General features: G+C 59.9%; 14 protein-coding genes. 5 read left to right on the top strand and 9 right to left on the bottom strand.

The genetic code is table 11. The annotated features are described in order from the left end of the window. Nucleotides 1-49 precede the first annotated feature (49 nt). On the bottom strand, nt 50-241 hold the full coding sequence (locus ACYZUC_RS27040) for a CsbD family protein (protein ID WP_461991547.1): 192 nt from the start codon (nt 239-241) through the stop codon (nt 50-52). A 200-nt stretch (nt 242-441) separates the two neighbouring features. Here ACYZUC_RS27040 and ACYZUC_RS27035 point away from each other — a divergent pair, with 200 nt between their 5' ends. Then, the gene (locus ACYZUC_RS27035; RefSeq protein WP_461991545.1) at nt 442-819 is read left to right on the top strand and encodes a hypothetical protein; all 378 of its coding nucleotides are present in this window, start codon (nt 442-444) and stop codon (nt 817-819) included. Between the two features lie 127 nt (nt 820-946). Here ACYZUC_RS27035 and fadD1 read toward each other — a convergent pair whose 3' ends face one another. Continuing rightward, nucleotides 947-2,647, bottom strand: coding sequence for a long-chain-fatty-acid--CoA ligase FadD1 (gene fadD1, locus ACYZUC_RS27030; RefSeq protein WP_461991544.1), 1,701 nt, complete (start codon nt 2,645-2,647; stop codon nt 947-949). Nucleotides 2,648-3,032: 385 nt separating this feature from the next. Next, complete coding sequence (gene fadD2, locus ACYZUC_RS27025) at nt 3,033-4,721, bottom strand: long-chain-fatty-acid--CoA ligase FadD2 (RefSeq protein WP_461991542.1); 1,689 nt, start codon at nt 4,719-4,721, stop codon at nt 3,033-3,035. Nucleotides 4,722-4,936: 215 nt separating this feature from the next. Between fadD2 and ACYZUC_RS27020 the strand changes: the two genes are divergently transcribed. Next, on the top strand, nt 4,937-5,881 hold the full coding sequence (locus ACYZUC_RS27020) for a lysophospholipase (protein ID WP_461991540.1): 945 nt from the start codon (nt 4,937-4,939) through the stop codon (nt 5,879-5,881). Between the two features lie 41 nt (nt 5,882-5,922). Next, nucleotides 5,923-6,393: a MaoC family dehydratase gene (locus tag ACYZUC_RS27015; RefSeq protein ID WP_461991538.1), complete on the top strand. Its 471-nt coding sequence runs from the start codon at nt 5,923-5,925 to the stop codon at nt 6,391-6,393. 121 nt (nt 6,394-6,514) lie between these two features. Here the strand turns inward: ACYZUC_RS27015 and ACYZUC_RS27010 are convergent, their stop codons facing one another. The 4 genes from ACYZUC_RS27010 to ACYZUC_RS26995 all read right to left on the bottom strand — a co-directional run bounded on the left by ACYZUC_RS27010 (nt 6,515) and on the right by ACYZUC_RS26995 (nt 10,192). Next, nucleotides 6,515-7,375, bottom strand: a complete 861-nt coding sequence (locus ACYZUC_RS27010; RefSeq protein ID WP_461991536.1) for an efflux RND transporter periplasmic adaptor subunit — start codon at nt 7,373-7,375, stop codon at nt 6,515-6,517. A 10-nt stretch (nt 7,376-7,385) separates the two neighbouring features. Continuing rightward, a complete protein-coding gene (locus tag ACYZUC_RS27005; RefSeq protein WP_207285447.1) occupies nt 7,386-7,592 on the bottom strand; it encodes a DUF1656 domain-containing protein in 207 nt (68 codons plus the stop codon). After that, nucleotides 7,579-9,567: an FUSC family protein gene (locus ACYZUC_RS27000; RefSeq protein ID WP_461991535.1), complete on the bottom strand. Its 1,989-nt coding sequence runs from the start codon at nt 9,565-9,567 to the stop codon at nt 7,579-7,581. The genes ACYZUC_RS27005 and ACYZUC_RS27000 overlap by 14 nt, the downstream gene beginning before the upstream one ends. Before the next feature lie 157 nt (nt 9,568-9,724). Then, a complete protein-coding gene (locus ACYZUC_RS26995) occupies nt 9,725-10,192 on the bottom strand; it encodes a PA2169 family four-helix-bundle protein (protein WP_461991533.1) in 468 nt (155 codons plus the stop codon). A gap of 204 nt (nt 10,193-10,396) precedes the next feature. On the opposite strand from ACYZUC_RS26995, the gene ACYZUC_RS26990 reads away from it, so the two are divergent. Next, on the top strand, nt 10,397-10,633 hold the full coding sequence (locus ACYZUC_RS26990) for a DUF3820 family protein (RefSeq protein WP_003213031.1): 237 nt from the start codon (nt 10,397-10,399) through the stop codon (nt 10,631-10,633). A gap of 9 nt (nt 10,634-10,642) precedes the next feature. Beyond that, complete coding sequence (locus ACYZUC_RS26985) at nt 10,643-11,824, top strand: aminotransferase class V-fold PLP-dependent enzyme (RefSeq protein WP_461991531.1); 1,182 nt, start codon at nt 10,643-10,645, stop codon at nt 11,822-11,824. A gap of 2 nt (nt 11,825-11,826) precedes the next feature. Here ACYZUC_RS26985 and ACYZUC_RS26980 read toward each other — a convergent pair whose 3' ends face one another. Then, entirely contained in the window at nt 11,827-12,552 is a 726-nt protein-coding gene (locus tag ACYZUC_RS26980; protein ID WP_461991529.1) for an intradiol ring-cleavage dioxygenase, read from the bottom strand. A gap of 299 nt (nt 12,553-12,851) precedes the next feature. Next, on the bottom strand, nt 12,852-13,517 hold the full coding sequence (locus ACYZUC_RS26975) for a bifunctional 4-hydroxy-2-oxoglutarate aldolase/2-dehydro-3-deoxy-phosphogluconate aldolase (RefSeq protein ID WP_461991527.1): 666 nt from the start codon (nt 13,515-13,517) through the stop codon (nt 12,852-12,854). Nucleotides 13,518-13,526: the final 9 nt, after the last annotated feature.

The raw sequence follows: 13,526 nt of genomic DNA, 5'->3' as shown, positions 1-13,526 counted from the left end.
AAAACGGCCATCCGTGGATGGCCGTTTCTGATTTTTACCAACAACCAAATCAAGCCTTGTCGACGCCTTTCTTGATCGCGTCCTTGGCTTTGCCCACTGCTTGCTGAGCTTCGCCTTTCTTTTCCTGCAGTTTGCCTTCGGCTTGCAGTCTGCTGTTGTCAGTCGCCTTGCCGATGCCTTGCTTGACGTTGCCGACGGCTTCGTTAGCCAGGCCTTTTACTTTATCGCCAGTGCTGCTCATGGTGTTTCTCCTGTGAACAAATCAATGAGATAAGTCGTTACACAAGGATTGACCGGAGGCGTTTGCGCGGAGTTTCATTTATTTTCAGCGCGACATTTCATCGTTCCGTGCAGGTTGGGCTTTATGTTTGCCGACCAACCCCCGAGAATGCGCAACGTATTCAGGCCACGGCCCTGAAGATCCAATCCCGTAGGAATGTTATGAAACTCGATAAAAAGCAGGCCATTGCCCGCAGAAACCAGGAACTCGGCGGTGCTGTGCTTGGCGTCAACAACTGCCATTTCGCCGAATTGAACCGTAACCGCAACATCTGGTGGTTCGATCTCCCGGTGGCGCGCCTGGCCATTGGTCAGTACGAATGGATTCACCTGCTGATGCACACGCCGGACACCGACGAACTGCTGCACCTGAAAGTGCCGACGGTGTTCCTGCGCGAGAAGCTCGAAGGGCTGGTGGTGCGTAACCAGGGCAAGCGCAAGGCTGCGCTGAGCCTGGAGTTGAGTGCGGACAAGGATTCGTACCTGCAGGACATGCGCCCGGCGGGCACCAACGTCAATTTCGCGCCGTTCCGCATGTAGGAGCCGGCTTGCTGGCGATTGCGGTGTATCAGTCACCAACGATGTGTCAGATACACCGCAATTGCCAGCAAGCCGGCTCCTACAGGTCCATCAACAAAAAGCCCCGCATCTGCGGGGCTTTTGTTTGTTACGCGCCTACTTTCTTCGCGTTGATCTTCTTCAGCTCTTCATCCCGCAACTCACGGCGCAGGATCTTGCCCACGTTGGTGGTCGGCAGCGCATCGCGGAACTCGACCGAACGCGGAACCTTGTAGCCGGTGACGTTCGCACGCATGTGCTCCATCACTTGCTCCTTGGTGAGGGTCACGCCCGGTTTGGCGACGATGAAAATCTTGATCGCCTCACCCGACTTCTCGTCCGGCACGCCGATGGCCGCGCATTGCAGCACGCCCGGCAGGGTCGCGAGCACGTCTTCGAGCTCATTCGGATACACGTTGAAACCGGACACCAGGATCATGTCTTTCTTGCGATCGACAATGCGCATGTAGCCGTCTGGCTGGATCAGCGCGATGTCACCGGTCTTCAACCAGCCTTCGCTGTCGAGCATTTCGTCGGTGGCTTCCTGACGCTGCCAGTAACCCTTCATCACCTGCGGACCTTTCACACACAGTTCGCCGATTTCGCCCAACGGTTGTTCAACGCCGGCATCGTCGATGACTTTGCACAGGGTCGACGGCACCGGAATGCCGATGGTGCCGATCTGGATATTCTGGATCGGGTTCACGGTGGCCACCGGGCTGGTTTCGGTCATGCCGTAACCTTCGCAGATGGCGCAACCGGTGACCGCTTTCCAGCGTTCGGCCGCGGCCAGTTGCAGGGCCATGCCGCCCGACAGGGTGACTTTCAGCGCCGAGAAATCCAGCTTGCGGAAGCCTTCGTTGTTGCACAGGGCCACGAACAGCGTGTTCAGGCCGACGAAGCCGCTGAACTTCCACTTCGACAGTTCCTTGACCATCGCCGTCAGGTCGCGCGGGTTGCTGATCAGGATGTTGTGGTTGCCGATCAGCATCATCGCCATGCAATGAAAGGTGAAGGCATAGATGTGGTACAGCGGCAGCGGCGTGATCAGGATCTCGCAACCTTCATTCAGGTTGGAACCCATCAGCGCCTTGCACTGCAACATGTTGGCAACGAGGTTGCGATGGGTCAGCATTGCGCCCTTGGCCACGCCGGTGGTGCCGCCGGTGTATTGCAGCACCGCCACGTCGCTGCTGGCCGGGTTGGCTTCAGCCACTGGCTGGCCATGGCCCTTGCTCAGCACGTCGTTGAACTTGATGGCTTTGGGCAAGTGATACGCCGGGACCATCTTCTTCACGTACTTGATAACGCTGTTGATCAGCAGGCGCTTGAGCGGCGGCAGCAGGTCGGCGACTTCGGTGACGATGACGTGCTTGACGCCGGTTTTCGGCACGACGGCCTCGGCCAGATGCGCCATGTTGGCCAGGCAGACCAGGGCTTTGGCACCGGAGTCGTTGAACTGGTGTTCCATTTCCCGCGCGGTGTACAGCGGGTTGGTGTTGACCACGATCAGCCCGGCGCGGATGGCACCGAACACAGCGACCGGGTACTGCAAGACGTTGGGCAGTTGCACGGCGATTCGATCGCCCGGCTGCAAGTCGGTATGCTGTTGCAGGTAAGCGGCAAAGGCACCGGACAATTCGTACAGTTCACCGTAGGTGATTGTCTTGCCCAGGTTACTGAATGCCGGCTTGTCGGCGAAGCGTTGGCAGGACTGTTTCAACACTGCCTGAATATTCGGATACTCGTCCGGATTGATGTCGGCAGCAATCCCGGCAGGGTACTTATCCTTCCAGAAGTCTTCGATCATGGAAGCCCACTCCTCAGCAACGCGAATTCAAATACCGCATTTGATGCGATTATTATTGGTGTTTGATTATTGGTGAGTCTGGGCTTTTTACAGAGGCCGAGAGGTCACAAAGCGCGCCGAGAGTAGCAGCTTTGCCAAGGGCCGACTAGAGCCAAAAGCGGCCTCTACAGTCACATTCGTGACTCAAGAATGACAAACGGTCATTTTAGAGCAAAAAACCTATATGTCGCTGAAAGCCCCGAAAAACGGGGCTTTCGATTCTTAAAAGCTTCGCGGGCAAGCCTCGCTCCTACAGGTTTTGTGTCGTTCATTACCTTATGAACAACACTGACCTTGTAGGAGCGAGGCTTGCCCGCGAACCGCGCGAAGCGCGGCCATTTATCGGTTAGGCGATATCCCGCAACTCCCGCCGCAGAATCTTGCCCACCGGCGTCATCGGCAACGACTCACGCAACACGATGTGCTTGGGCACTTTGTACGCGGTGAAGTTTTCCTTGCAGTAAGCCTTCAACTCTTCAAGGCTGACCCCCGATTCACGCGCCACCACAAACAACTTCACCGCCTCGCCCGAACGTTCGTCCGGCACACCGATGACGGCGCAGTTGGCGACTTTCGGGTGAGCCATCACCACGTCTTCGATTTCGTTCGGGTACACGTTGAAACCCGAGACGATGATCATGTCTTTCTTGCGATCGACGATGCGCACAAAACCGTCCGGGTCGATCACTGCGATGTCGCCGGACTTGAACCAGCCTTCGGCATCCAGCACTTCGGCGGTGGCTTCGGGTTTCTGCCAGTAGCCCTTCATGATCTGCGGGCCCTTGATGCACAGTTCACCGCGCTCGCCCAACGGTTGCTCGACGCCTTCATCGTTGATGACTTTCAGCGTGGTGCCCGGCACCGGCAGGCCGACCGTGCCGATCCGCGATTTGTCGCCGTACGGGTTGGTGCACGCCACCGGCGAGGTTTCGGTCAGGCCGTAACCTTCGGTGATGCGGCAATCAGTCAGTTGCTCCCAGCGCTCGGCGGTGGCCTTGACCAGCGCGGTGCCTCCGGAGTTGGTGAGCTTGAGGCTGGAGAAATCCAGGGTCTTGAAATCCGGGTGGTCCATCAACGCGACGAACAGCGTGTTGAGCCCCAGCAACGCCGAGAACCGCCAGTTTTTCAGCTCTTTGATGAAGCCCTTGATGTCTCGTGGATTGGTGATCAACACGTTGTGGTTGCCCGTCACCATCATGCACATGCAATTCGCCGTGAATGCATAGATATGGTACAGCGGCAGCGGCGCGATCATCACTTCCTGCCCTTCGCGCAACAACGGCTGGCCGTCGTCACCGAACTGGCTGAGGCAGGCGCGCGCCTGCTGCATGTTCGCCACCAGATTGCCGTGGGTCAGCATCGCTCCCTTGGCCAGCCCGGTGGTGCCGCCGGTGTATTGCAGCACGGCGATATCGTTGAGGCCGGCGTTCAACGGCTTGATGCCCAGCCCCCGGCCCAGACGCAGCGCGCTCCTGAAGGAAATGGCCTGCGGCAAGGCGTAGTCCGGGACCATTTTCTTGACCTTGCTGACCAAGGTGTTGACCAGCCAGCCCTTGGCGGCAGGCATCAGGTCGCCCATCTTCGCTTCGATCAGGTACTGGATGTCGGTGTCGGCCAGCACTTCCTGGACCTTCTGCCCGAATACGTTCAGGTAAACCAGTGCCCGGGCACCGGAATCCTTGAACTGATGACGCATTTCCCGCGCGGTGTACAGCGGGTTGGTGTTGACCACGATCAGCCCGGCGCGCAACGCACCGAACACGGCAATCGGGTAATGCAGGACGTTGGGCATCTGCACCGCGATGCGATCGCCGGGCTCCAGGTCGGTGTGGGCTTGCAGGTAACCGGCGAACGCGGCGCTGTAGCGTTCCAGTTCGGCGTAGGTCAGGGTGACGCCCATGTTGCTGAAGGCCGGGCGGTCAGCAAATTTTTTGCAGGAACGCTCGAACACCTCGATCACCGACTTGTAAGCCCCTTGATCGATGTCCAGGGGTACGCCGGCCGGGCGTTTGTCATTCCAGAAATCAGGTTGCATTGTTCTTGTCCTCTTTACCTGAACCTATCCGGGGCCGCTTTTGTGTCACCTTTGAAAAAGCGGAGCTTCACGGACACTAGCAGCTATAGCGAATCAGGCAAATATGCCAACAACCGTCATTGACCGTGTGAATCTCGGTGCCGTGGTGCGGCCTGATCAGACGGCAAGCGCAGGATGCGCTATACAATGGGCCGAGCCCATGCAAAGGAATCGCCATGATCCACGACACCTTCTGGCTGACCGCGAGTGACCGCAGCCGCCTCTTCGTCAACCAGTGGCTGCCCGCAGCGCCGTTGAAAGCGGTGATCCTGCTGGCCCACGGCATGGCCGAACACAGCGGTCGCTATGCGCGCCTGGCAGAAAAGTGCTGCGCACAGGACTACGGTGTGTACGCGCCGGACCTGCGTGGACATGGCAAAACTGCCGAAAACGGGACGCTCGGTCATTTCGCCGACGACGATGGCTGGTGCAAGGTGGTCGGTGACCTCGCCAGCCTCAATCAGCACATTGGCCAGCAGCATCCCGGCGTGCCGATCGTGCTGCTCGGCCATAGCATGGGCAGCTACATCGCCCAGGCTTATCTGCTGCATCACAGCGCCAGCCTGCACGGCGCGGTGCTCAGCGGTTCGAACTTCCAGCCCGTGGCGCTTTATCGCGCGGCGCGGCAGATTGCCCGCCTGGAACGACTGCGCCAGGGGCCGAAGGGCCGCAGCGCGCTGATCGAATGGCTGTCGTTCGGCTCGTTCAACAAGGCCTTCAAACCGGCCCGCACCCGGTTCGACTGGCTCAGCCGCGACCCGGTGGAGGTCGATCTGTACGCCAACGACCCGCTCTGCGGCTTTCGCTGCACCAACCAACTGTGGATCGATTTGCTCGGCGGCTTGCAGCAAATCAGCAAAGCGTCCAATCTCGCTCAGATCGATCCGGGCCTGCCGTTGCTGGTGATTGGCGGTGAATGTGATCCGGTGAGCGAAGGCAAGCGTCTGAAAGATCTGGCCGATGCGCTACGCGTCGCTGGCAGCCAGAGCCTGCAACTGACGATTTATCCGCAGGCACGGCACGAACTGTTCAACGAGAGCAACCGCGATGAGGTGACGGCCGATGTGCTGGGCTGGATCGCACAAGCCCTGAGCCACCGCCGCCCGCCCCGATCCGAATAGTTTTTTTGTGGTTTTTTTATTTGTCACAGGAATTGAAACAGATGACCCAGGTTACCAACACCCCGTACGAAGCCCTCGAAGTCGGCCAGACCGCCAGCTACAGCAAGACGGTCGAAGAGCGTGACATTCAGTTGTTCGCCGCCATGTCGGGTGACCACAACCCGGTGCATCTGGACGCCGAATTTGCCGCCGGCACCATGTTCAAGGAGCGCATCGCGCACGGCATGTTCAGTGGCGCATTGATCAGTGCTGCGGTTGCCTGCGAGTTGCCTGGGCCGGGGACTATTTATATCGGTCAACAGATGAGCTTTCAGAAGCCGGTGAAGATTGGCGACACGCTGACAGTGCGCCTGGAGATTCTGGAGAAGTTGCCGAAGTTTCGTGTGCGCATTGCCACCCGCGTGTTCAACCAGCGCGATGAGTTGGTGGTGGATGGCGAGGCGGAGATTCTGGCGCCGCGTAAACAGCAGACCGTGACGTTGACTAATCTGCCGGCGATCAGCATCGGCTGAGTCCGGCGCTTGACTGTAGGAGCCGGCTTGCTGGCGATGCGTACGCCTCGGTATCTCAGGGAAACCGCGTTGATCCCATCGCCAGCAAGCCGGCTCCTACAGTGGCTGCGATCTTTTGATCCTATGGCCCCTCCTGCACCTGCACACTCGCCGTCATCCCCGAACTCAAGTTGATCCCCTCGGGCACCTTGTCCAGTTTGATTCGCACCGGAATCCTCTGCGCCAACCTTACCCAGTTGAATGTCGGTTCCACCTCCGCCAACAACTGCCCATCCGGCGTGGTGTTGCGATCGGTAATCCCGCGACTGATGCTTTCCACCTGCCCTTCCAGCGCCTCTCCCGCGCTCATCAACCAGACCTTCACCGGATCGCCGACGCGAATCCGCGGCAGTTTGGTTTCTTCGAAATACGCCTGCACATAAAACGTTGAATCATCGATCAACGCCATCACCGGTTGTCCCGCATTCACGTAATTGCCCTGGGCCAGACGCAGGTTGGTGATGTGGCCGCTGCGGGGCGCGTGGACCTGACTGCGGGCGAGATTGAGTTCGGCGACCTTGGCTTCGGCCTGGGCTTCACGCAGTTCGCCACGAGCGATGCCGGCGTTGATTTGCGCGTTCTCGCGCAGCTCGGCACTGATCGCTTGCGGGCCGAGGCTGGCGCGACGACTGGCTTCGCGCTCGCGCAGGTTGAGTTGTTGCTGACGGGTTTGCACCACCGCTTGCGCCTTCTCCAGCGCCGCTTCGAAACGGTCGCGGTCAATGCTCAATAACAGATCGCCAGCCTTCACCGGCTGGTTGTCGAAGGCCTCGAGTTCACGCACCCAGCCCGACACATCCGGGGCGATGACCACCACGTCGGCGCGAATCCGCGCGTCCCGGGTCCACGGCGTGAGCATGTAGTACTGCCACAAATGGAAACCGGCAAAAATCGCCAGCGCCACCAGGCACAGGGTTACCGCGACACGCACGGGTGTACGCATGTTCAACTCCTTATAAAGGTCCAAGAACGACGGTGATCAGGGTCAATACACAGACGTACAAGGCGCAATCGAATAACGCTTCGTGCCAGATCCAGCGACCGGCCGGGGTCAGGCGCAACAGCAGGCGCAAGCCCCCGGTGACCAGCAGCGCCAGCACCACATAAATCAGAAACGGACTGAGCAGCACGCCGCCCACCGACCATTCACGCAAGCCCATGGCTTTGCTCCTGTTGACGGCACCAGGCGCGCCAGCTGTTCTGCAATTGCAGCACCGCGCCCTGGGCCAGTTTCACCGGGTCGCTGGGTGGCAATGCGTACAAGGTTTTCAAGAAATCTTCGCTGGGTTGTTCCAGCGCATCCGCGCAGTGGCCGGCCGGGCCTTGTTCGAGGACGTTTTCCAGTTGTTCGAGATAACGCCGCTGCGCTGCACTGACCGGTGCCTGCGCCGCCGCCAGGCTCAAGCGCAAATGCAGCAGCTCGTCGCCGATGTCGAGACCGAGCAAGCCGTCGTCCCAGCGACTGCGCGCCGGCTCCGGCAGCTCCGGGTAGTGCCGCGCCAGTTGCAGCAAGCGATCGGCCATGCGTCCGCCGAACCAGCTTTCGGCACCGCGCAGGTTGCGCCGGGTCAGGCGCACCAGGTCGTCGAGGGTCGCCGCCAGCAAACGCCGACCGTGCCACGTCGGGTTGCGCAGGATCAGCAAGTGGAAGGCCAGCACTGCCGCACCAACGCCCACCACCATGGCTTGAGCGCTGTTGAAGAACGTCGCGACATCAAACTTCATCGCGTTGAGCGGTGACACCAGCACGATGAAATGCAGACAGAACGACGTGGCCGTGGCGCCGATCTGCGGCCTGGCCATGCCCAGCGCACCGAAAAACAACGGCACGCCCATGCCCATGCAGAGCAGCGCAAAACCACTCCATTGCGGCAGCAGAATCTGCCCGACGAAGAATGCCGCCGGGATCGCCAGGAAAATCCCGCGCATGAAACTCATGCCGATTTGCGCGCCGTTTTCGCGACTGGCGAACAGGCTGCACACCACACACGTCAGCACCAATGCGCCCGAAGCGGCGGGCCATGCAGTGGCCAGCCAGAAACACGACACCACCAGAAACGCCAACGCACTGCGCGCGCCGAACACCAGCGCCAACGACAGGTCGCGATGCGGTGTCAGGGTACGCGGCGGGTCGACGGTTTCCTTGCCCTCCTCCACCGCCGTCAATGCCGCGCTCGCCGCCATCGCGGTATCCATCAGCAGGGTGAAACGGACCAGACAGTAACTCTGCGCAGAGCTGATCTGCGGGTCATGGCTGGCGTCGAGCAAGCGCGGGCGCAAGGTTTGCAACATTGCGGTGTCCGGGCTGGCGAGCGCTTGCTGAACCTCGGTCATCCACGGCATCAACTGCTCGGCTTCTTGCGGTTCAAGTTGCTTCCACTGCCGGCGCACCGAGCGTGCGATGCGCAGCAACATCAACAGTTTCTGGCTCAATCCGCTGATGGCCCGCGCACGCTGCCGGCCCAGCCCGCCTTCGAACCAGGCATGTTCGCGCTGGGCATCCACCGCGACGATGCGGCCGAGGATCTCCAGCAGTCCCTTGCGCGCCTGACCGTCGCCGGCCAGGGTTGCGCGTGCGGCGTTCATCCCACTCTGCCACGCCGTTCGCGCCTGATCCGCCAGTTGCCGTTCGACGCGCATCGGCCATAGCAGCGCGCTGGCGGCGGTGGCGCAGAGAATGCCCAGACAGATTTCCGTGCAGCGCGCCACGGCTTGGTCGAACACCGTCAGCGGGTGGCTGATGGCGGGTAATGCGATGATCGCCACCGTGTAACCGGCCAGCACAAATGAATAGGACCAGGCACTGCGCAGCAGCGTCGAACTCGCCGTACACAACCCGAGCCACAACGCCAATGCCAGCAAAAACAGCCACGGCGTCTGGGCGAACAGGCCCATGAACACCACCGACATGAACGTCCCGATCAGCGTCCCCAGCAACCGTGCCAAACCCTTTTGCACGACCATCCCGGACAACGGCTGAGCGACGATGAACGCTGTCATCAACGCCCAGGCCGGTTGCTCCAGGCCCCAGCGCAATGCCAGCCACAATGCCAGGCCGCCACCGAGCAACGTCTTGATCGAGAACTGCAAGGCGCGGCGGTCAGGCGCGAATAAAGCCTGCAAAGTGATAGGCACGTAAAGCACTCTTGAAAGGACGATTTAACGATAGTCGGGTTCATCGAAGTGACCGGGAAATCAAATTATTAGCTGGCTATCTATCAGGCGTCCAGCGCTAAAACCCAGGCACAAAAAAACGCCAGGCTGGCTGGCGTTTTTGACAGGCTTTGCGCGCTTACGAGCGTGCGCGAGCCTGGTTGCGCAGGGCTTTCACCTGATCGTGATTGCGTTGCACGCCGTGATACTGACGTTCAACCAGGTCACGAATGCCCACCAGGTTGTGTTTGTTGATTTTCTCGATGGCTTCTCGGTAAGCCTTCAATGCATGGTCTTCACCGCGTTCGGCTTCATTCAGCACGGCTTCTTCATCCTTGCCGGTGAACACCGCTTTCACGTCGACCCAGCGGCGATGCAAATCACCACTGACGCTGGTGGAAGTTTCCGGATCGCCACCCATCGAACGCACCGCAGCCTGCAGTTCGGAAGCCGCAGTGGCGCAGTCGGCGGAGCGAGAGACGAACAGTGTTTTCAGTTCTGGATGCTTGATGTCTTCAGCGCAAGTCTTGAACCCTTCCTGACCGTCTTTGCTGGTTTCAATCAGGTCGTTGAGTACAGAGATCGCTTCTTTATTAATGTCAGTCATTTTTCAATTCCTTGCGGGTTGATGAAAGATGCAATAGGTATTGCACCCCGCATGCCAGCCTTGAATTGATAATTTATTGGTTAATTTTCAATAACTTAGCTTTACAGAGAAAATCTGTATCCGCTTTTTTTGCATGATCTGTCAATTGGCCTGCATGCAGAATGCCTGTATTTTCCAAGGCTGTTGAATCAAGACGATCGATTGATGAACCCTGAAAAACTCGAACTGCTGATTACCCGCGAAATGCCCTTCGGCAAATACAAGGGCCGCATCATTGCCGACCTGCCCGGCCCCTACCTGAACTGGTTTGCCCGGGAAGGTTTCCCCCATGGCGAACTGGGCGGACTGCTGGCCCTGATGCAGGAAATCGATCACAACGGCTTGTCGGAACTGCTTGAACCGCTGCGCGCCAAACACGGCAAACCCGCCCCTCGCCACTGAGCCGTCCCCATGCCCGATAACACCCGCCGTGCCCGTGATGAAATGTTCTGGCAAACCTTTGCCGACCGCTATGCCGTCGAACCCGGCCCGATCAACCTCGAGAATGGTTACTTCGGCCGCATGTCGCGCACGGTGGTCGAGGAATACCAGCGCAACATCGAACTCATCAATCGCGGCAACTCGGTGCATGTGCGCCAGCGTTTCGAACAGGGTGAAAACCTGGCGATCGTGGAACGTCTCGCCGACCTGATGGGCGTAACAACCGAATCCGTCGCCTTCACCCGCAACGCCTCGGACGGCTTGCAATCGCTGATCCGCAATTACAATCGCCTGCAACCCGGTGACCAGGTGCTGATCTGCGACCTGGAATACGACACGGTCAAAGGCGCCATGCGTTGGCTGGCCCGGCATCGCGGCGTGGAAGTGATCGAGATCGAACACGCCCACCCCGCCAGTTTCGACAGCCTGCTGGCGACTTACCGCGACGCCTTCGTGCGTTACCCAAAGCTCAAATTGATGGCCCTGACTCACGTCACTCACCGCACCGGCCTGGTGATGCCGGTGCAGGCGATTGCGGCCGCCGCCAGGGAGCACGGGATCGACGTGATCCTCGACGGTGCCCATGCGCTCGGCCAGATCGAGTTCAATCTCGATGACCTCGGCATCGCGTTCGCCGGTTTCAACCTGCACAAGTGGATCGGTGCGCCGCTGACCCTGGGCTTCATCTACATCGCCCCGGAGCGCCTCGCCGACATCGACCCGGACATGGGCGAGATGCATTTCCCGATCACCGACATTCGCGCCCGCACGCCGTACAGCACACCCAACATTCCGGCGTTGCTAACCCTGCCGCTGGTGTTCGAAGAACATCGGGCGATGGGCGGTTCCGCCGCCAAGGGCGCTCGGCTCAATTACCTGCGCAACCGCTGGGTCAGCGCCGTACGCGATTTGCCGGGCATCGACGTCATGACCCCGGATGATCCGCGACTGTATTGCGGCATCACCTCGATGCGCTTTACCCGGCATACCGACCAGCAAGCAATGGCTGGGCGGCTGCTCAAGGACTTCAACCTGTTTACCGTGGCGCGCAGCGGTGCAGCGAGTGGTCCGTGCATCCGCATTACGCCGGGGCTGACCACCACCGCAGCCGACATGGATGCGCTGAGCGCGGCACTGAACGAGCTGCGCTGACATCACACGGTGTACTTGTCGAAGTCCTCCGGCATGATCTGTGATGAAATCGCGAACGTGTCGATGCCAATGGTCATCTGCCCGAAAAAACCGTCTTCTTTCGAATCTCGACCGAGGGTGTGAACGTTCAGGGTCGAGGCTTCGCCGCCCATGGTGTTGTAGAAATAGTCCTCGTCGTTGGTCAGCGCGGTGACGGTTCGGCCGCTGTACTCCCTGGCATTGAGTACCGAGCGCGAGGCCACTTCAGGAAAGTACAGTTGGCCGACCCAGGCAACGTGGCGCTCTTCGAGATAGTTGTTGCCGGCGGTCACTCGAATCGCGACGTGTATGTGCAGCGCGCGACCGGCATAGAACCCCGGATAGATCGTGGTGAAACGCACGATGCCCTTCTGGTCGGTGAATTGCCCGCCGCGCAGATACGTGTCGTCGTCGGTACGCGGGATCGCGCCGATATCGCCGACATCGACTTCCTTGTCCGGGTTGACTTTGCTCCACCCCGAATAGGCGCCGCGGGCATTGCAATGCCAGATATCGACGATGGCCCCGTTGACGGGCTCACGGGTCATCGCATCGATGATCGTCAGCCGCAGCACCAGAGGAATGCCGTCCAGGCCTTCGCTGATGTTCCGCCTGATCAGTTTCGGGTTGCGAAAATACGGACCGGCGATCTGTTCGGGTGACAGCAGGTAAGCCGGTTGTGCCGATGTAACTGAGGTGTTGTCGTCCATGACGTTCTCTCTTCCATAAGATGAACGCAGGTTAACGCTGGATCAGCGGCGAGATGCGGTAACTATGTATCGCATGATGTCTCTGTAGGAGCGAGCGGTGCGGCGGTCCGACTTGCCCGCGAAGGCGTCGGTACAGTCAGCATCGGATGTGACTGGGCTGACGCCTTCGCGGGCAAGTCGGACCGCCGCACCGCTCGCTCCTACAGGATCAGTTTTTTTGCGGGCAAAAAAAAACGGTGCACCGACCAAGCGCACCGTAAAGCCGTAGAACACACAACGAAGTGTTGGGTAAAAGCAGGTCAGTCCAGCAGCGCCAAGGCCTCGGCGGTGCATTCCTGAATGCGGGCCCAGTCGCCGTTCTTGATCCACTCCGGATCAAGCATCCAGCTACCGCCCACGCACATCACGTTTTTCAACGCCATGTAGCTCTTGATATTGGCCGGGCCGACGCCGCCAGTCGGGCAGAATCTCACTTCGCCGAACGGGCCGCCCAAGGCTTTGATTGCCGCAACGCCGCCGCTGACTTCCGCCGGGAACAGCTTGAAGCGGCGATAGCCCAGACCGTAGCCTTCCATGATGCCCGAGGCGTTGCTGATGCCTGGCAGCAGTGGAATCGGGCTGGCGACACTGGCTTCGAGCAGGTCACGGGTGATGCCCGGCGTCACGATGAATTGCGAACCGGCGGCTTCGGCAGCGGCCAGCATCTGGCGATCGAGCACGGTGCCGGCACCGGTCACCAGTTCCGGACGCTGCTCGCGCAGGATCTGGATGGCCTTGAGGCCGAACTGCGAACGCAGGGTCACTTCCAGGGCTGTCAGGCCACCGGCCGCGAGGGCGTCGGCCAATGGCAGCACGTCCTGTTCGCGAGCGATGGTGATCACCGGCAGAATCCGCGCCTTGGCGCAGAGGCTGTCGATCAGGGCAACTTTGTCCGCCATGGAAACGGTCGGGGATGGGGTTGTCATAGCGGCTGT

The sequence above is a fragment of the Pseudomonas sp. GT1P32 genome (genome assembly GCF_054897805.1).
This window is presented reverse-complemented; position numbering and strand designations above follow the sequence as displayed.